The organism is Methylophilus luteus, from assembly GCF_042676265.1.
Lineage (GTDB): Bacteria > Pseudomonadota > Gammaproteobacteria > Burkholderiales > Methylophilaceae > Methylophilus > Methylophilus luteus.
In genome coordinates, this window is the sequence record NZ_JBHTKB010000002.1 from 486,580 (window position 1) to 506,027 (window position 19,448).

A 19,448-nucleotide genomic window follows, 5' to 3' on the forward strand; every position below is an offset into this window, starting at 1 on the left:
TTTCCGATTAATGTGTATAGCCGGTTTCAATGGCGAACAGTTCCTGCGCGCCCTGGGTGACCACCGCTTTGCCCGCCAGGCGCTGGTCAGCGAGCACACAGCCCTGCGCAGTAGATAGGCTGATAAACACCTGCTGGCGCGTAAACCGGGTCGTTTCCTGCTGCAGGTAGACCCAGGTATTGCCATAAATATCGACGATGGTGGCCGCACACGGCAGGCTCAGGCGTGGCCGCGGCGTGTGGCGCAAGGGCAGTTGTACTGTCAGCCGCTGCATGGGCACCAAGTCGCCTTTGGCTTGCACCGCGTATATCAGTTTGCGCGTGCCGCTCAGCACGTCGCCTTCCGGCATGCTGGAAACCGGCTTCAGGCTATATGCCGCCTGGCTGTCGCCCGGCTGCTGATCTAGCCAGGCATCGGCTTTCAGGTCGATGCGGTTGAGATGGGCGTGCGGCAGCGACACTGTCACCCACAAGGTCTGCTGGTCGACTACATCTGCCAGCCTGGCACCAGCCACCAGCAACTGGCCGGGCGTGAAATACAGATTGCCCAATAGTCCAGTGCCGGCTGCCGTCACGTAATAGCTGCCGGTAGCACCTTGTTCTACCGCTTGTTGTAATAAATGGCGTTTTTGCTGGATGGCATGCAGGTTGGCCTGCGCCAGCGCGACATTGGCTTGTGCTTCATCCACTGCTTTCTGACTGCCCACGCGCTCAGCCTGTAACTGGCTGGAGCGGTTCAGGGTCAGGGTATGCGCCGCCAGTTGCTTCTCGGCTGCCTGCTGCTGGCCACTGGCATCGGCCAGGCTGGTCATCAGGTTCAAACGCGTTTCCGGTGAGACGATGGGCGTGATGGTGAACAAACGTTGCCCGGCTTGCACTTTGCTGCCTATGTGCAAGCCTGGCGCTGGCTGCACTGTGCCGCTGACCGGCGTGCTGTAGGCGGCCAGCGCGGCAGGCGGCACACTCACCTCCGCCGGATAGCTTTGATAGGGTTGCACACTGGCCGTTGTGACTTTGCTGCTGCTGATGCCCAGTTTCTTCACCGTCTCAAAAGGCAGGCTGACCTGGTTGAGCTGTGCTTCTGCAATAGTGGTCGTTTGCACAACAGCTGGTGTGGCAGGCGCTTTGCTATTGTTTTCAGCGGCGATGCCTGGGTGGGTGATGGCCACAAGTAACGGTGACCACCATAGCAACAAGCTGCGGCGCAGGGCAAAAGATAAAACAGATGATTGGGCTGACATGGGGGATTTCCTAAGTGTTCTGTACGTTAGCGGGTCTGCTGCTGTGGGCTATGGCTGCTGCTACGCATCAACTCTGACCAGCTGCCTACCAGGTCTGCTTTTAATTGCGTTTCACGTAATTGCAGCGCTATAAAGCGCTTGCTGCTTTCCAGCACATTCAGGTAGGCGATCTCGCCATGCTGGTAAGCCTGTTCAGCCGCGCGTTGCGTCTGTGCGAGATTGGGTTGTAACTGCTCATGCAACTGGCGCCATTCCAGGCAGTCACGCTGATATTTGAGATGCGCACTGTGCAGTTCTAGCGAGGCTTGCACTTTGGCTGCGGCCAGCGTTTGTTGCGCTTTGACCAGCTCGGCATCGGCACGGCTGATCTGCGCCTGGTTCTGGTTGAATAACGGCAGGCTGCCACGTATGGCGGGTGCCAGCGTATGGCCGCTGGTTTCGCCACTGGTGGCGTCGGCGATCACCGCGGCATTCAGCCAGTTGAGGCCGGTCAACTGACGTTTTTGCCGGGTGGCGGCCACCGCCGCTTCTGCTGCCAGAATATCCGGCCGGCTGCTCAGTGCCTGTGTTTTCAGTTGCGCTATATCCACTGTGCTGCAGGCCGGGATAAGCGCGTCACTGAGGGCTAAGTGCTTGCTCGTTTCAGCCTGGCCTATCAGGTGCATCAGCTGTGTCTGCGCCAGCCGGCTATCCAGGCTGGCAAGCTGTGCATCGCGGCCTGACAGCAGGGCTTCGTTTTCAGCCAGTAATACCTCCTGCGTGCTGATGTCGCCCAGCTGTTCGCGTTTTTTAACCAGGTCGGCGATGGCCTGGTTCAGTTGCAACGCCTGCTGCAGCCTGGCCTGTTTCTCCATGGCGATCACTGCCTGGGCATAGGCGACGCGGGTGTCGCGGATCAGATTAAAGCCGGCCTGTAGCAACTGGTATTGCGTGGCTTGCGCCTGGTATTGCATCTGTCTGGTGCGTATAGGCCGTAACCACAGTGCCTCAATGGGAAACTCGATCGCATAGCGGTAAGGCTTGTTGGCTGCGCCAAAAGCGTAGAATAACGATGGGTTCGCCAGCTGGCTGGCCTGGTCTATGTCGGCATTGGCCAGGTTCAGGTCACTCAGCTGTGCCTTAAAACCCGGATTCTGCGCCAGCGCAGATAGCACGGCGTCCTGTTCGGATAAATAGTTAGCCGGTGCCGGCGTGCCTGCATCAGCTGGCTGCGGCAGTGTCTGCTGTAGCGACTGCACCAGCTGCGCAGGATCGCTGACTTTTTGTGCGCTCTGGCAAGCGGCCAGCACTAATGTCACAATGACAAGGCTGAGCTTTTGTAATCGAAAATGCATGATGTAAATGACCGTGCGATGGAATAGCCCGTATCTTGCGCGGCTATTCTTAAGGCAAACTTAAACCGGCTTTAAGTTTGCCTTAAGGTCACTCAGCAACAATGGCTGTGATGCATGACAGGGAAACCGGTTTGAAACTGTTGTTAATAGAAGATGATGTGATGATAGGCGAGAGCTTGCAGCATGCCATGCGCGCGCACGCCATTGACTGGGTGACCGATGCCTTGCAAGCAAAAGCTGCGCTGGCGGGTGTAAGCTATGATGCGATCTTTCTCGACCTCGGCCTGCCTCTACAGTCCGGGCTGGATTTTTTGTTGCAGCTGCGGCAGTCCGGCAACCTCACCCCTGTCATCATAGTCACCGCCAGGGATGCGGTGCAAGACCGCATACAAGGGCTGGATGCCGGGGCGGATGACTACGTGCTGAAGCCGTTTTCGATCGAAGAACTGGAAGCACGCCTGCGCGCCATCTTCCGCAGAAAAGAAGAGCGCCGCTCCAACCAGATCAGGGTGCACGATACGGTGCTGGATACGGCAAGCTATACACTGACCGTGGGCGCAGTCAGCCAGCGCTTATCCAGTAAAGCGTTTGCCATCATGCATACCCTGATGGCGCAACCCGGCATGATATTCTCCAAAGCACAGCTGGAAGAAAGGCTTTACGGCTGGGGCGACGAGGTGGAGAGCAATGCGGTGGAAGTGCATGTACACCATCTGCGCAAAAAATTCGGTGCCCAGCTGATACAAACCATACGTGGCATAGGCTACGCTTTTCCCGAGCAGCACGACGCATGACGCAATCTATACGCGCTGAACTGGCGATAACCCTGACCATCGCCATTGTGGGCGTGATCGGCCTGCTGTCATTTTTATCCTATCGCTCGGCGGCAGAAGAATTGGGCGAACTCTATGATGCCAATTTGCAGCAGCTGGCAACGGTGATCGCCGCCAATGACGGCCAGTGGCTATTATCAGCGGGGACCCCGGCGGCAGCCCCGGCCAACAGCAAGATCCAGGGTGAGGAAGATTATCTGATCAAAATCTTTCATGGCGATAACGCAGTCTATAGCTCGCACCAGCAGGTGTTTGATGCCAGTGCTGTACCAGCCGGGCTTTCTACCCAGTGGCTCAACCACAAGCGCTGGCAGGTCTATGTGGTGAAACGTGCGGCATTGACGGTGATCGTGGCGCAGGATGACAAGCTCAGGCGGCGCACCATACGTGAAACCGCCATACACCTGATCATTCCGCAACTGTTGATCGTGCCTTTGCTGGTGGTGATCGCCCTGTTGCTGATACGCAAGACCTTCAGGCCGTTGCTGGCAATATCCAGTGCGATCGCAGCGCGTAGCCCGGAAAGCCTGCAGCCCTTAGCCCTTGAAAAAGTGCCCAGCGAGCTGAGGCCTATAGTACAGGCACTCAATCAATGGATGCACAAGGTGGCGCAGACCGTGGCCATGCAAAAGCGCTTCACCTGTGATGCCGCCCATGAGCTGCGCACCCCGGTCACCGCGCTCAAACTGCAGATCAGCGCCATGGCCCAAGCCGGCAAACAAGAATTCAATCAGTGGGTCAGCCTGGCGAATGCGGGTGTGGCACGTATGGAGCGCCTGGTACAGCAACTGCTGACACTGGCGCGCGTGGACCCGGATGCCTTGCCCCAGGCGCAACAAACGCTACACCTCAACCCGCTGGTGATCAAAGTGCTCAATGAGCTGAAAGCGATCTATCTCAAGAAGCAACTCGATATAGGCTTTACCCACAGCGACCAGGTGCATATACCAGGCGTGGCAGAAGAAATAGAGATTCTGCTCAATAATGTCATCATCAACGCCATACACTACACCCCGCCGCAGGGCACCATCAACCTTAAACTGGTGCAACAAGACCACGCTGTGCTGTTTGAGGTTGAAGACTCAGGCCCCGGCATAGCAGAAGCAGCGCTGGATAAAGTGTTTGACCGCTTTTATCGCGGGCCGGATAGCGCCTCACCAGGCTCAGGACTGGGCCTGGCTATCGTCAGGGAGATCGCGCACAAACACCATGCCGAGGTGCGCCTGACTAACCGGCCAGCCGGGGCCGGATTGATAGTCAGCGTGAGATTCATGCTGGCCGGCGCTAAAACAGACCGCCTTTAAGCTGGCTGGCTTTATTCATCCTCATTAAAAGCATCGTGGAAATCTTCCGCGGCCACCACTTCTCTGGCACGCATCTTCTGGATAAACAGTATGCCTTCCCTAGTCAGCTGGCTTTCGTTTGAGCGCCGGCCTTCGCGCACATCTCCATTGGCGGTCAGTGGCAGCCTGAATACCTGCTGATGATGCCTGAGGCTGGCTTCGCCCAACCCTATGCGTTTGCATTTTTCCAGGTCCAGCACCGTGATCAGGTAATAGTCTGGGCCGCGCGGATTGCTCACGCGTTTCAGGTCTATCACGCCCAGTGTTACACCGCTTTGCGCAACCGTGATCTCTTCCCCCGTCGCATTGATAGTGATGGTGTAAGTCAAACCGTCTTTCGCGACAAATTCTTTTTCATGCATAACTAGAAATCCCTTGTAAGCCATTTTTATGCCTGCGCCCACAGCGCAACCGCACTGTGTCAATCATACACATTACAAGTTAAATGTCAGGCGTTTCGCTGTTTTTGTGCACCGCTTTATCATTAGCTGAATTAAGCGGTAAAGTCATGGTTATCTTGATGTCAATAAATATTAATTTGTAGTAAAGTATGTTGGTGTAACCCATCTCCCGTTCACTATGCAATGCGCGCCTGTTTAGGAACTACATGATGCAAGAACAAGTTTTCTTTAGCCTTGAGGGCATCAAGGTCAGTGACACCCAGTTTATTGCCGAGGGGCAAACCTATCCTCTTGAAGAGGTCACCTCAGTCAAACACCGCCTGATAGAGCCCAAGCGCGGCTTTTCCACCTTCTGCATGTTGTCAGGCTCGTTCCTGATGATATTTGAGGATGTGTTCATGCTGGTCGGTGGCTTTTCCATCGCTCTGGGCATGCTGGCGTGGTTTAGCGCGCAAACGCTGTATTCTGTGGTCATCCATACCGCAGAAGGTGAAAAACAGGCGCTGACCAGCGCCAGTAGTCATGATGTAGACAGGGTCATCCGCGCCCTGAATACGGCTATCATCAGCAGAACCTGAACGAGATCACCCTGGCACTGCAATAAACACCTTCTGCAGCGAGACCAGCTGTAGAAGGCAAACTGAAAAGGACCTGTCATGGAAGAGTTTATATTCTTCAGCCTGGAAGGCATCAAAGTCAGCAATATCCAGTTTATTGCTGACGGGCTCAGCTATGCCTTGCAAGACGTGATCGCCGTAGAGCACGGCATGACAGAACCCAGCCGCGCCTTCGCCACCATCTGCATACTGGCAGGTGTATTCCTATTTCTGTTTGAAGATATCTTCATGTACGTCGGTGGCTTTGCCATCGCCATGGGCATTGTGGCCTGGTTCAGCGCCAAGACCAAATATGCCGTAGTCATCCACACCCCCAGCGGCGAGCACCAGGCATTCAGCAGTGAAAACAGCCACGATATAGACCGCGTGATACGGGCGTTGAATACTGCCATCATCCATAGGGGTTAATGCCAGCCAGCTTAGTCAGTGAGTAATATGCCCCCCTAAAGCCCCTGTTCCACAGGGGCTTTTTAGATTACTCATGGGTCACAGCGACTTTTTGCTAGCCACAGAGGTAGAATGCAGGTGTGAATTGATCAGGGCGGCTTAATATTCAAATTGGGATCTTTCACTTAATTTAAACAACAAACAGGGGTGGGTTATGCAGGCAGATGAAGTCGAGTATGTAGGGTTTTGGGCACGTTTTGTTGCTTCTGCGGTAGATACCATTTTAGCGACACTGGTTGTCTGGCCTTTTATCCAGCTGGTGTATGGCGACGCGTTTTTGACGCCGGGATTTGAGTTGGGGCCGGTTGAGAATGTGATTTCCTGGTTGCTGTTCCCGGTGGTCGTGATCGTGTTCTGGGTGACCAAAGAAGCCACGCCCGGCAAGATGCTGATTTCTGCCAAAGTGGTAGATGCTGAGACCGGTAACAGGTTGAGCAAAGGCCAGGCCATAGGCCGGTACCTGGCTTACTATATTGCACTCCTCCCATTGGGGTTAGGCTTTTTCTGGGCGGGCTTCGATAAGCGCAAGCAGGGATGGCATGACAAGCTGGCTGGCACGGTAGTGATTTGGAATAAAAAATAAATGGTGAAAGTCCCAGGTAGTACAGTTTTTTATTCGCCCGTGCAGTGTCAGCCGTCATGGAGGATGGCGGCAGCAGTGATATAAAAGCGCATTGTTTTTAGCGTGGTCTCAGCATGTTTTTAGCGCTGGCTGAGCCATGATTCTCGAGCAAAAGTGCTATAGTGAAAACTTGAAAGCTAACCACACGATCAATCCGTTAGCCATAAATTATTCGTTAGACTCAGCCATTATTGTTAACAAGAGCTGCCATGCCAACCAAGACCTCTGAAGCGATCCCTTTTAAATCAGATGATGCTGCAACCGGCTTTCGTGCCATGGCTGAATATTTGCCGGTGATGATGTGGCGGTCTGGCGATGACGCGTTTTTTAATAAACAGTGGCGTGAGTTTACTGGCTGCGAGTCAGCACAGGCGGGTGATGCAGACTGGGCGGCCAGCGTGCATGCTGAAGATATAGCACGCTGCCGGAATATCGCCGCGCAGGCGTTTGCTGCGCAACAGGCTTATAGCATTGAGTACCGGTTGAAACGCCATGACGGCAGCTTTCACTGGGTAGTGGACAAAGCCGCGCCCACCTATTCCGCGCAAGGCGAGTTCACCGGCTTTGTCGGCAGTTGTGAGGTGATCCAGGAGCGCAAAGCGCTGGCAGCCGAACTGGAACAGACAGCAGCACGTTTACGCCAGCTGGAACAGGATAAAGATAGCACCGTCAGAAAATCCGAGCAGCTGACCCAGCTGTATGAAACCATACTTTCTGCCACCCCAGACCTGATCTACAACTTTGATTTTTCGGTGCCGGAACCGCGCTTCACCTATGTCAATGAAGGCCTGGTGCAGATGCTGGGCAAGCCGTTCAACCAGATCGTCGGCAAGACGCTCAGAGAGCTAGGCTATGAAGACTGGCATGCAGAGATGCATCACAAAGAAATAGACATCGTGCGCGCTACCAAGAAACCGATACGTGGCGAAGTGGCTTTCACCGGCACCTTTGGCCGCAGGATCTACGACTATATCTTTGCTCCGGTATTCGACAGTCATGGTGAAGTGGTGGCAGTCGCAGGCACCACGCGCGACGTGACTGAAAGCCATGATGCGCAGGAGATGCTCAAACAGAACAAGGAAGCCCTGCAAGAGGCCGATTTGAAAAAAGATGAGTTCCTTGCCATGCTGGCGCACGAGTTGAGAAACCCATTAGCGCCTATCAGCGCTGCGACCCAGATCATGGTGCTAAGCAATTACGAACAAGCCAAGGTGAAAGAATCCAGCCAGATCATAGAACGGCAGGTCAAACATATGGTCGGCCTGGTGGATGATCTGCTGGATGTCTCGCGCGTCACCCGCGGCCTGGTCAATATCGAGAAATTGCCGCAGGATATGGCGGCGGTGATCGCCAGTTCGCTGGAGCAAGTGCGCCCGCTCATTGAATCGCGCCAGCATGAACTGATCGTCGAGCTGCCGCCGCAACCTGCCCTGGTGCTGGGTGACCACAAGCGGCTGGTGCAAGTGGTTTCAAATATACTCAATAACTCGGCCAAATATATAGAAAACAGCGGCAAGATCACGCTGACCATGCAGGTGGTACAGGGCAATGTCATTATCACTGTCGCCGATAATGGCATAGGTATATTGCCTGAAGATCAGGAATCCATCTTTGAGTTGTTTGCGCAGGCAAAACGTAGCTCAGACCGCTCGCAGGGCGGGCTGGGCATAGGCCTGGCATTGGTGAAAAGCATGCTCAAACTGCATGATGGCAGCATCACCTGTTTTAGTGCAGGCTTGAATAAAGGCAGCCAGTTCACCATCACTCTGCCGCTGTGGGCCGAAAAATCTGCAGCAGAAACCACGCCTGAGCCGCTGGCAACGCAGGCGCACAAGCTTTCGGTGCTGGTGGTGGACGATAATAAAGACGCCGCGACCACCCTGGCCATGTTTATAGAGCTATATGGTCATGAAGTGCTGGTGGAACATGACTCGCTGAAAGCCTTGCAGCTGGTTGAAACTGCCTTGCCCGCGGTGTGCGTGCTCGATATAGGCCTGCCCAAAATGGATGGCTATCAACTCGCGCAGCGTATCAAGGCCAACCCGGCCATGCGTGCAGCCACCCTGATCGCAGTCACCGGCTACGGCAGGGACGAGGATAAAAAAGCGGCCTTTGCCGCCGGGTTTGATCACCACCTGGTCAAACCGGTGGATTTTGATGTGCTGATCAAGCTAATCAATGATGTCGCAGACAAGGCAGCTTTAAAGCCTTAAGCAACGCCGGTCAGGCACAGGCAGTCTCTTATTTAGCTTGAATATGCGTTTTAGTAACTATTTCTATAGTCTGCAGACTAAAACGCTAAAGAAATCCTGATTCAGGCGGTTAAAGAGTCATGGACATCATCAGGCAGTACACACCATGACTTCAGTCAGCATCAATACCGGCTCGCTGGCAACGGCGAGCGCCGGGGGCCAATCCGCGGGCAATGACAGCAGCATCGCCGGGCTGAAACAAAAGCTGGCCGCACTCAACAAAAACCTGCGCGAGGCTTTGAACGAGTCTAGCGAGGCTGGCATGCAAAAGGCGAAAGCCATACAGATGCAGATTCAGATCACACAAGCCAAGCTTGAGCTGCTGATTCAGCAGCAGGCGGAAAAAGCCAGCAAACAGCAGGAAAAACCGGCAGCAAATACCGCTGCTGTGCACAGCCGGCATCAGGGCCAGATCGACGTTTATGCCTGATTGATCCCTCGCGCCACAGCATGGTTACTCCAACGCTGAATAGACCACTGATCAAACTACACACAACTATATCGTCATAAATATGGTCTAGTAAAAATATGGCTGCAAATAGGCTGTGTGTGAGCACAGCTGCGTAGACAGCAGACCTGGAATCAGGGGAGAGATGACATGCCAGTTGCCGATCATGAAGACTTTCTGGACTTCACGTTATTTTCGCGTTTTTCATTGGACAAGATCCAGGACTGGATCACCTGGATCAACGCGGCCGGCGACATTGTCTATGCGAATGAAGCCGCTTATACGGCACTGGGTTACAGCAAGCAAGAGATATACGCGCTGAAGATCTTCGATATCGACCTGAGTTTTACGCCTGAGGTGTGGGCCACGCATCTGCAGCGGCTGAAAGCGCTGGGCTCGCGTAGCTTTGAAACACAACATCGCAAAAAAGACGGTACTTTTTTACCGGTTGAGATCAACTCCAATTATATTGAGTACCATGGCCTGGAATATAACTGCGCCATCATACGCCCCATGGTGGACAGGCAACGTGCCGAAAAGCGCGAACAGATCAAGAACCATGTGCTGGACCTGGTGGCGCATAACGCACCGCTGAAAGAGATATTAGCTTATCTGGTCCGTGGGGTAGAGGAAGAAAATCCCGAGCGGCTGTGCTCTATCCATCTGCTGGATAGCAGCAAGCAGTTCCTGCGTAACTACGCGGCACCAAGCTTGCCGGCAGGTTATTCCGCGGCGATAGAGAACCTGAAGGTAGGCCCTGATGTAGGCTCATGCGGCACAGCGGCGTTTGAAGGCAAGCCCGTGATCGTCGCCGATATACAGGCCGATAGCCGCTGGCGAGATTACCATGCACTGGCTGCCGAGTACGACCTGGCTTCGTGTTGGTCGGTGCCTATCATCGTCGACCATAATGATGTGGCGGGAACCTTCGCCATTTATCACCGCTACCCGCAAGCGCCGGCGCAGGCAGATTTAGAGCAGATGGAGTATCTCTCCAATCTGGCGCGCATCGCCATAGAGCGCCATCGTACCGCCGAAGAGCTGCGGCTGTCGGACTCCATATTCAAAAACACCAGTGAAGCCATGCTGGTGCTGGATATCAATGGCATGATCATCGCCACCAATCCGGCGTTTACAAAAATATCCGGTTATCAATCATCAGAAGTCATAGGTCACCATCCTGTCACTTTCGGCTCACCACGGCATGACAGGGATTTTTATGACGCGATACGCAAAGACCTGCAGGAAAGGGGCTCATGGCGCGGCGAGATCTGCGGCGTGAAAAAAACCGGCGAAGAATACATCAACTGGGTGACGGTCAATACCACCAATGATGATAAGGGGCAGCCATTCAGGCGGGTAGTGCTGTTTTCTGATATCACCGAGAAGAAAAAGCATGAAGAGCGCATCTGGTATGAAGCCAATTACGACGCGCTGACTCATCTGCCTAACCGCCGCCTGTTTCAGGAAAGGCTGCAACAGGAGGTTTTTCGCGCCAACCGCCTGGGCACCAAAGTCATACTGCTTTACCTGGACCTGGATGGTTTTAAAGAGGTGAACGACGCCATGGGCCACCAGGGTGGCGATCAGTTACTGATAGAAGTCGCCCGCCGCCTCAATGCAGTAGTACGTGTGACTGATTGCACCTCGCGCCTGGGTGGCGATGAATTCACAGTGACGTTGCTGGACGTGCATGATACGCAGGCGGCGACCAAAGTGGCCAGTTCTATCCTCGAGTTATTGCAGGCACCTATCATGGTAGATACGCATGCCACTTATATCTCGGCCAGCATAGGCATCACGGTTTACCCGGACGATGCTGACGATGCCTCCAGCCTGATCAAGAATGCAGACCAGGCTATGTACCAGGCTAAAAAGCTGGGCCGCAACCAGTATTCGTTTTACACGCAAGAGATGCAGTATGTAGCGAACCGCCGCACCGAGCAAAAGCGCGAATTACGCAATGCCTTGCTCAACCATGAGTTTGAGATCTATTTCCAGCCGCTGGTCAATCTCAGGACCGGGATAGTCACCAAAGCCGAAGCGCTGATCCGCTGGCGGCATGCCAGCATGGGCATGGTGAGTCCGGCCGAGTTTATTCCGCTGGCTGAAGACGCAGGCCTGATCCACGAGATAGGCAGCTGGGTATTTATAGAATGCCTAGACCAGGCGCTCAAGTGGCGCAGCCAGCTACACCCCGACTTTCAGATCAGCGTCAATCTGTCACCGGTGCAATTCAAGCATACGGCATATTTTGAGCGCTGGTTCAACCTGATCGCTTCTGCTGCCAATACCCACAACTGCCTGTGTGTGGAGATCACCGAAGGCGTGTTGCTGGATGCTTCGGCAAAAACCGCACAGCAGCTGCTGCGCTTCCGCGAAGCCGGCATAGAAGTCGCTATTGATGACTTTGGTACCGGCTATTCATCACTGGCGTATATCAAGCGCATAGAGGTGGATTACCTCAAGATAGACCGTAGCTTTATCACCAATATCGCCGCCGAATCCACCGACTACCCGCTGGTTGAAGCCATTATCATGATGGCGCATAAACTGGGGCTGAAAGTGGTGGCCGAAGGGGTAGAGACTGAAGCGCAGCTGGCATTGCTCGATAGCATAGGCTGCGACTATATCCAGGGCTATTACTATGCAAAACCCTTGCCCAGGGCAGAGTTTGAAGCCTGGGTTTTAGCGCAACAGCAGCAGGTTTAAGGCGCTACCACTAGCCTCTAGCCACAGCACAGCCGCTGGCGCGACTGTGCTGTGTTCTAGGCTTGCAATCTCTCCTCCAGCGCTTTTATGCGCGCTTCCAGTGTGGCGATCTGCTGGTCACGCTGCTGTATCGCTGGCAACACATCTTCCGCCCGCAGTAATTTGGGGATATGTTTAGGGCAATTGGCGTCCCAGGCTTTCACGCTGAACACGATCACGCGCTCTACGCGTGCCGCGTAATCCGGCGACACTACACGCGCCAGCAACTCGGGGTCGCCGGTCACCACTTTTGCTTCGCCCCAGATCTTCACGCGTTGCGCATGGGCATAATCCATCAGGAAAAGCTGCGCTTTCGGGTTGTCATCCAGGTTGCCGGCGGTGATGTATTGCTTGTTGCCGGCATAATCGGCAAACGCCAGTGTCTGCTCATCCAGCACATGCAAAAACCCAGGCGGGCCGCCTCTATGCTGCATATACGGTTGCCCCTCGGCATTGGCGGTGGCCATATACATGCTGGTCTGTTCAGCGATAAACTCTGCCAGCACCGGTGTCACGCGCGCTTCCCAGCCGCGGCTGCTTTCAAATTTGGCATAGCCCGCTCTTGAGCCGTTTTCTTGCTGCCGTGCCTTGACCGACGGGGTGAAGGCGATTTCGCTGGGCGAAACTAAAGTTGAAACCTGATCCAGATGTGCATTCATGATATTTCTCCGCAATGTGTTGAACCACAACTGCATTCTAGTGCTGCACAGCTTTGAGAAAAACCTGGCTGGCCGCAATAGATTATTTCACCTGGAGAAATTATGAGCCGGTTGACGCGGCACGCTCTGGTCACTGTTCAGCGATGTTGCGTGGCTGGCAGCTCAGCGGCAGCGGCTGCAACTGTGACCGGCCACACGCAATGGCCGTCAGTGACGCAGATAAAACTGCCTGGCGTATTTTCTTGTATTGCGCCGCCGGTAAAATCGCCGAAAGAAGGGAGCAAGGTCATGCCGGCCTGGTGGTAAAAACACGGTAAAACCAGCCGCTGCCGCCCTTTGCCCAGCAAGCGGTAGGCCGGGTGTATATGCCCGGCAAGCACATGATGGGTCGCATGCGCTGCAGGCATATGCTGCAAAGCGAGATTGCCCAGCAGATAAGGCTCATCCACGGTGGTGATGTGTAAATCTGCGGGCGGGTCACCTGCGTGTTTGTCATGATTGCCGCGCACCAATATACAGCGCATGCCTGCATGCTGCGCCCGCCATAGCCGCAAGGCAGCGAGGGTGGCCGGTGCATGCGACTTGGGCGCATGCAGAAAATCACCGAGCAGGATCAGTTGCTCGGTAGCGTATCTGCTCAGCAACGCGTTCAGGCGCTGCAAGTTCTGGCTGGTGGTGCCCTGCGGCACTGGCTGCCCCAGCGCCCTATAGGCCGCTGCCTTGCCGAAATGCGCATCGGCGATCAACAATGCTTTTTGCTGCGGCCAGTAGATGGCTTTGTCGGCAAGCAACAACAGCTCATGGTTGCCTATGGTGAGCGGGTATTCACTATGCATGGCGGTGTCTATTCATCTCTCTTTCAAAACCCTTGCCGCGCCTTAGGCGGGATGATGCGGCTACGCCGCCGTTTGGTTGTTGACGCATTTTCATCGGTTTCTATGCTGGGTAAGCCACTTTTGCGTACACGTTCGCGTTTTTTATAAACTTTTTCCTGCACGTTGAATTTTGCCTGGGCGTTGACGGTTTCTGCTGCGGTGTAGGCACCGGGTCCGGCGGCTTTTTCCAGGTCGGCCACCATGCGGGCAATGCGGTCAGCCAGTTTTTCTGAACTGCTGCTTTCACGAAAACGTTCCACCAGCAGCGGAAATGCAAACGGCGTCGGTCGTTTGATCTGCATTAGTTGTATCTGTCTGCCTTGCAACTGTTGCAAGGTGGCGGTCAGACGCGCGATCTCCAGCTCCTGCTGCAGCACTTCTTGCTGGGCCTGAGTCAGCAATAGATTGTGCGGGTCGTATTTGCGGAATACATCAAAAAACAGGCTGGATGAGGCCTGCACTTGTCTGGCACTTTTATGTGCACCGGGAAAACCGGCAAACACCAGCCCGGAAATACGCGCGATCTCGCGAAAACGCCTTTGCGCCAGCTCGCCCGCATTCAGGCTGCTGATCACATCAGCTAACAGCTGGTCTGTGCTGAAGATCTCCGGCGTCAACACCGTCTCCCATGCCACCGGCGTGGCAGAAAGCAGTTCCAGGCCATAGTCATTCACGGCAATGGAGAAAGTATTTGGCTGGTGCTGGCCTGCGCGCCAGGCCAGCAGGCTGGCCAGGCCCAGGTGCACGCTACGCCCGGCATAAGGGTAGAGAAACAGATGCCAGCCTTCGCGCGAGTGCATGGCTTCTGCCAGCAGGTTACGATTGGTCGGCAGTGCAGACCATGCGCTTTGCACCTGCAACAGCGGTTTGATCAGCTGCATTTCCGGGCCGTCAAAATGGCCGTGCGCCGCGGCATCCATGCGTGCCACCATGGCGCTGGCCAGTTCAGTGGACAGTGGCAGGCGGCCGCCATTCCAGCGCGGCACGGCCGCTTTTTTGCCGCTGGCTTTACGCACAAAAGCCGTCATTTCATGCACGCGCACCAGTTCCAGCAGGCGTCCGCCAAACAGGAAATGGTCACCGGGTTTCAGGCGGGCAATAAAGTTTTCTTCAACCGAGCCCAGGCTTTTGCCAGAGGCGGCTTTACTCCAAAACTTGACCTGCATGCTGGAGTCGCTGACTATGGTGCCTATGCTCATGCGGTGCCGCCGCGCCAGCTGCGCATCGGGCACATGCCAGACACCGTGCTCATCGGGGATGGCGCGGCGGTAATCCGGGTAGGCGGTCAGCGACTCGCCGCCATGTTGCACAAATGCCAGCGCCCAGCGCCATTCTTCATCGCTTAACTGGTGGTAGGCATAACAACTGCGTACTTCGGCCAGCATATCCTCGGCCGTAAATCCGCCACCCAGCGCGATCGTCACCAGGTGCTGCACCAGGACATCCAGCGGTTTTTGCGGCGATAGACGCGGCTCGACATTGCGCGCGGCGATCGCATCTTGTGCGGCGACCGATTCGATCAGCTCCAGGCTGTGGGTAGGCACCACGGTCAGGCGCGAAGCCCGGCCAGGCGCATGGCCAGAACGACCCGCTCTTTGCATCAGCCGCGCGACACCCTTGGGCGAGCCTATCTGCAATACGCGTTCTACCGGCAGAAAATCCACGCCCAGGTCCAGGCTGGAGGTACAAACCACCGCCTTGAGCGTGCCTTGTTTCAGGCCATTTTCTACCCACTCGCGTACATTGCGGTCCAGTGAGCCGTGATGCAATGCGATCAGACCGGCCCAGTCAGGCCGCGCCTCCAGCAGGGCCTGGTACCAGATCTCGCATTGCGAGCGGGTGTTGGTGAAGATCAGGCTGTTAGGGCTGGCCTCTATCTGCTCCACCACCTGCGGCAGCATGCGCAAACCCAGGTGGCCCGCCCACGGGAAGCGTTCTATGCCGGGTGGTAACAGTGTGTCTATCAGCAGCTGTTTCGCTTGCATGCCTTGCACCAGTAAAGCATCTGCGGCCGGCACCAGCACTTGCATGGCGTATGGCAGATTACCCAGGGTGGCCGACAAGCCCCAGGTGATCAGCTGCGGCTGCCAGCGGCGCAACCTGGCCAGGGCCAGTTGCAGTTGTACGCCGCGTTTGTTGCCTATCAGTTCGTGCCATTCGTCTACCACCACCATTTTCAGGCTGGCGAATGTTTCGGCGGCGTCGGCCCGCGTCAGCAGCAGCGTCAGGCTTTCCGGGGTGGTGATCAGGGCGGTCGGCAGGCGTTTTGATTGCCGGGTACGCTCGGCACTGCTGGTGTCGCCGGTGCGCAAGCCTATGCTCCAATCCAGGTTGGTTTCTGCTATGGGTGCCAGCAGGGCGCGCTCGGTATCCGCCGCCAGTGCGCGCATGGGGGTGATCCAAAGCACCGTCAGTGGCTGGGTCACCGGTTTGCGTTTGGCAGGTTTTTCAGCATTTGCGGTTTTTTTGCTGGCTGCGCGCGGCTTTTTCACGGCAAAACGCTCTATCGCCGCCAGCCATACCGCATAGGTTTTACCGGCGCCGGTCGTGGCGTGCAGCATGCCAGAGCGGCCGTCGGCCACCGCCTGCCACACCTGCTGCTGGAAAGGGAACGGCTGCCACTGCCGGGCAGCGAACCAGTGACGGCTCCAGCTAAAGTCGCTGCGCTGTGGCGTGTCAGCGGCTTCATCAGGAAAGGGCAATTGCGGGTCAGGCTGCGAGGTCATGGTTAGGCCGCATCCTGTTTCTCTGGGCCATTCTCCAGGCGCGAAGTTTGCGGCAGCAAGGCCTGCAGGGTCTGCAGCGTATCGGCTTCGTTCACTGGTTTATCCTGCCGCCAGCGCAGCATGCGCGGAAAGCGCACCGCGATGCCGCTTTTGTGGCGTCCACTCAGGGCGATGCCTTCAAACCCCAATTCAAATACCATGGTCGGGGTGACGCTACGCACCGGGCCGAATTTCTCCACTGTGGTTTTGCGTATGATGGCATCCACTGCGCGCATTTCAGCATCGGTCAAACCAGAGTAGGCTTTGGCGAATGGCACCAGTTTGCGCTCAGGGTTATCTGCTGCACTATCCCACACCGCAAAGGTGTAGTCGGTATACAGGCTGGCGCGGCGGCCGTGGCCGGTTTGCGCGTAGATCAGCACCGCATCTGCCGTGTAGGGTTCTATCTTCCACTTCCACCACACGCCCACATCTTTAGTGCGGCCCACGCCATACAGTGCGTCTTTGCGCTTGAGCATAAAGCCTTCCACGCCCAGGCTGCGTGAGGCGGCGCGCTGGTGGTCCAGCGCTTGCCAGCTTTCGCCGCTGAGCAAGGGTGATATCTGCAGCTGCGGCTGCATGCACTGCTCAACAATGTTTTCCAGTTGTGCACGCCGCGCAGATTGCGGCTGTTGCCGCCAATCCTCCCCCTGCCATTCCAGCAGGTCATAAGCCAGTATCACCACCGGCAGGTTTTGCAGTATCTTGGCGGTTAAGGTCTTGCGGCCTATACGTTGTTGCAGCAGGGCAAACGGCTGCACTTCTCCCTGCATTTTTGCTGACCGAATTGTTTTTTCGCGCGCGGTTGCGTGGCTGGTCTGGTCTTTTATCGAGTCTGGGTCCACCGCAGTTTCAGGCGCAGGCGCATGTTTCCACACCACCAGCTCGCCATCTATCACCGTGCCGTCCGGCAATGATTGCGCCAGCACCTGTAATTCGGGAAAGCGTTCTGTCACCAGTTCTTCGCCGCGTGACCATAGCCACAGCTGGCCGTCACGCTTGACCAGTTGCGCGCGTATGCCATCCCATTTCCACTCCACCTGCCATTGCTCAGGGCTGCCTATGGCTGCGGCTAGCTCATCAGTAGGCAGTTGCAAAGGGTGGGCAAGAAAAAACGGGTAGGGCTGGCCTTCGCTACGTTCGTCACCCGCTTCCGTCACCGGTGCGATCAGTTTCAGGTAATCCGCCGCAGTCGGGCGGGCAGCAAGGTCGGTATAACCGACCAGGCGCTGGGCGATGCGTTTGGCGTCTATGCCCGCCACTGCAGCCAGCGCGCGCGTGACCAGCAGGCGCGAGACGCCGACGCGGAAACTGCCGGTGATCAGCTTGATACACACCAGTTTGCTGCGCTGATCCAGTTGCTGTAACAAGGGGGTCAGTTGCAGCGGCAATACGTCAGGGGCAAGGCCGCGCAAGGGCAGTAATTTATCTTCTACCCAGGTCGCCAGCCCATCTTCTGAAGTATGGCTGGCTTGCGGCAACAGCAAGGCCATGGTTTCCGCCAGGTCGCCCACGGCGTGGTAACTCTCTTCAAACAACCATGGCGGCAGGCTGGCTAGCGTGAGTGTCAGCTCGCGCAATAATTTGCTGGGCACTAACTGGCGCGGCCGCCCACCGGCCAGAAAATACACCGCCCAGGCGGCATCTTCAGGGCTGGCGGCGAAAAAATAATCGCGCAACGCAGCCAGCTTGGCATTGCTGCTGGTGGTCGCGTCCAGCCGGCTATAAAGGTCGGCAAAAGCTTTCAAACGGTCACCTTTGCCATGGTCATCTGCTCGCTGCCTTCGGTTTCAGGCGGAAGCTCGGCTACCGGTGCTGGTGGCTCAGCGTCAGCGGCCAGGCCGGTCTCGGCTTCGGCCGATTCTTCACCGTATTCGGTGACAAATGCCTGTGCATCCAGGCCTTGCTCGCACAACCAGCGCACCATGGGGTGCACCTGCCCGTGCGTGACAAACACGCGCTGGGCACCTGTGGCCTGTATCGCACTCTGCAAACCTGGCCAGTCGGCATGGTCGGACATGATAAAACCACGGTCTACCCCACGGCGTCTGCGTGTGCCGCGCAGCTGCATCCAGCCGCTGGCAAACGCATCCGAATAATCGCCAAAACGTTTTATCCACGGCGTGCCTTGCGCCGAAGGGGGCGCCAGCACTATGCTTTTGCCTATCTGCGATTTATCCTGCATCTCGCTGACATACTGCGTGGCAGGCAAGTGTACGCCGGCGTCGCGGTAGACCTGGTTGAGCGGCTCCACTGCACCGTGCACCAGGATAGGCCCGATACGCGGATCCAGCCCGGACAATAAGCGCTGCGCTTTACCAAAAGCATAGCAAAACAGCACGCTGGCACGATTGTTATCCGCATTAGCCTGCCACCACTGGTTGATATCGGCAAAAATCTCGTCCTGCGGCTGCCAGCGGTAAATGGGCAGGCCAAAAGTCGATTCGGTGATAAACGTGTGGCAACGCACACTCTCAAACGCCGCGCAGGTGCCGTCAGGCTCCACCTTATAATCACCAGATGCCACCCACACCTCCCCCTGGTATTCCAGGCGCACCTGGGCAGAACCCAGCACATGGCCGGCCGGGTGCAGGCTAAGCTTCACCCCATGATGGTTGATCGTTTCGCCATATTCCAGTGTCAGCAGATTGATATCTTCACCCAGGCGCTTGCGCAATATGCCTTCACCAGCTGCCGCTGCCAGGTAATGGCTGTGGCCAGTGCGTGCATGATCGCCATGCCCGTGCGTGATCACCGCCCGCTCCACCTGGCGCCAGGGGTCTATATAAAAATCGCCAGGCGGGCAATACAAGCCCTCCGGGCGCGCGATAACTAGATCCATAACTCATCTTGATGATTGA

Annotated in this window: 16 protein-coding genes; 8 read left to right on the top strand and 8 right to left on the bottom strand. The window is 56.1% G+C overall.

Annotated features, from left to right (window positions below):
• Window positions 1-7: 7 nt before the first annotated feature.
• The gene (locus ACFQ1Z_RS11825; RefSeq protein ID WP_379057836.1) at window positions 8-1,240 is read right to left on the bottom strand and encodes an efflux RND transporter periplasmic adaptor subunit; all 1,233 of its coding nucleotides are present in this window, start codon (window positions 1,238-1,240) and stop codon (window positions 8-10) included.
• A gap of 26 nt (window positions 1,241-1,266) precedes the next feature.
• The gene (locus tag ACFQ1Z_RS11830; RefSeq protein ID WP_379057837.1) at window positions 1,267-2,574 is read right to left on the bottom strand and encodes a TolC family protein; all 1,308 of its coding nucleotides are present in this window, start codon (window positions 2,572-2,574) and stop codon (window positions 1,267-1,269) included.
• 131 nt (window positions 2,575-2,705) lie between these two features.
• Between ACFQ1Z_RS11830 and ACFQ1Z_RS11835 the strand changes: the two genes are divergently transcribed.
• Window positions 2,706-3,368 (top strand): response regulator, encoded by a 663-nt coding sequence (locus tag ACFQ1Z_RS11835; RefSeq protein ID WP_379057839.1) that lies wholly within the window; start codon window positions 2,706-2,708, stop codon window positions 3,366-3,368.
• Window positions 3,365-4,711 carry an ATP-binding protein gene (locus ACFQ1Z_RS11840; protein WP_379057840.1) on the top strand — a complete coding sequence of 449 codons (1,347 nt, stop codon included), beginning with the start codon at window positions 3,365-3,367 and terminating at the stop codon, window positions 4,709-4,711. Before ACFQ1Z_RS11835 ends, ACFQ1Z_RS11840 begins: the two co-directional genes overlap by 4 nt.
• 11 nt (window positions 4,712-4,722) lie before the next feature.
• On the opposite strand, the gene ACFQ1Z_RS11845 is transcribed toward ACFQ1Z_RS11840, so the two are convergent.
• Window positions 4,723-5,112, bottom strand: a complete 390-nt coding sequence (locus ACFQ1Z_RS11845) for a hypothetical protein (RefSeq protein WP_379057841.1) — start codon at window positions 5,110-5,112, stop codon at window positions 4,723-4,725.
• Between the two features lie 248 nt (window positions 5,113-5,360).
• Here ACFQ1Z_RS11845 and ACFQ1Z_RS11850 point away from each other — a divergent pair, with 248 nt between their 5' ends.
• The 6 genes from ACFQ1Z_RS11850 (at window position 5,361) to ACFQ1Z_RS11875 (ending at window position 12,249) form a co-directional block, all read left to right on the top strand.
• Window positions 5,361-5,729, top strand: a complete 369-nt coding sequence (locus ACFQ1Z_RS11850; protein ID WP_379057842.1) for a DUF6232 family protein — start codon at window positions 5,361-5,363, stop codon at window positions 5,727-5,729.
• Window positions 5,730-5,807: 78 nt separating this feature from the next.
• Window positions 5,808-6,176 (top strand): DUF6232 family protein, encoded by a 369-nt coding sequence (locus tag ACFQ1Z_RS11855; protein ID WP_379057843.1) that lies wholly within the window; start codon window positions 5,808-5,810, stop codon window positions 6,174-6,176.
• Between the two features lie 193 nt (window positions 6,177-6,369).
• Complete coding sequence (locus ACFQ1Z_RS11860) at window positions 6,370-6,798, top strand: RDD family protein (RefSeq protein ID WP_379057844.1); 429 nt, start codon at window positions 6,370-6,372, stop codon at window positions 6,796-6,798.
• 248 nt (window positions 6,799-7,046) lie between these two features.
• Window positions 7,047-9,050: a PAS domain-containing hybrid sensor histidine kinase/response regulator gene (locus tag ACFQ1Z_RS11865; RefSeq protein ID WP_379057845.1), complete on the top strand. Its 2,004-nt coding sequence runs from the start codon at window positions 7,047-7,049 to the stop codon at window positions 9,048-9,050.
• A 145-nt stretch (window positions 9,051-9,195) separates the two neighbouring features.
• Window positions 9,196-9,519, top strand: a complete 324-nt coding sequence (locus ACFQ1Z_RS11870) for a FlxA-like family protein (RefSeq protein ID WP_379057847.1) — start codon at window positions 9,196-9,198, stop codon at window positions 9,517-9,519.
• Between the two features lie 168 nt (window positions 9,520-9,687).
• A complete protein-coding gene (locus tag ACFQ1Z_RS11875; protein WP_379057848.1) occupies window positions 9,688-12,249 on the top strand; it encodes a putative bifunctional diguanylate cyclase/phosphodiesterase in 2,562 nt (853 codons plus the stop codon).
• A gap of 56 nt (window positions 12,250-12,305) precedes the next feature.
• On the opposite strand, the gene ACFQ1Z_RS11880 is transcribed toward ACFQ1Z_RS11875, so the two are convergent.
• The 5 genes from ACFQ1Z_RS11880 to ACFQ1Z_RS11900 form a co-directional block, all read right to left on the bottom strand.
• Entirely contained in the window at window positions 12,306-12,947 is a 642-nt protein-coding gene (locus ACFQ1Z_RS11880; RefSeq protein WP_379057849.1) for a pyridoxamine 5'-phosphate oxidase family protein, read from the bottom strand.
• Window positions 12,948-13,084: 137 nt separating this feature from the next.
• Window positions 13,085-13,783 carry a ligase-associated DNA damage response endonuclease PdeM gene (gene pdeM / locus ACFQ1Z_RS11885; RefSeq protein ID WP_379057851.1) on the bottom strand — a complete coding sequence of 233 codons (699 nt, stop codon included), beginning with the start codon at window positions 13,781-13,783 and terminating at the stop codon, window positions 13,085-13,087.
• A 23-nt stretch (window positions 13,784-13,806) separates the two neighbouring features.
• Entirely contained in the window at window positions 13,807-16,548 is a 2,742-nt protein-coding gene (locus tag ACFQ1Z_RS11890) for a ligase-associated DNA damage response DEXH box helicase (protein ID WP_379057852.1), read from the bottom strand.
• Window positions 16,549-16,550: 2 nt separating this feature from the next.
• Window positions 16,551-18,335 (bottom strand): ATP-dependent DNA ligase, encoded by a 1,785-nt coding sequence (locus ACFQ1Z_RS11895; protein WP_379057853.1) that lies wholly within the window; start codon window positions 18,333-18,335, stop codon window positions 16,551-16,553.
• Window positions 18,332-19,429, bottom strand: coding sequence for a ligase-associated DNA damage response exonuclease (locus ACFQ1Z_RS11900; protein WP_379057855.1), 1,098 nt, complete (start codon window positions 19,427-19,429; stop codon window positions 18,332-18,334). The genes ACFQ1Z_RS11895 and ACFQ1Z_RS11900 overlap by 4 nt, the downstream gene beginning before the upstream one ends.
• Window positions 19,430-19,448: the final 19 nt, after the last annotated feature.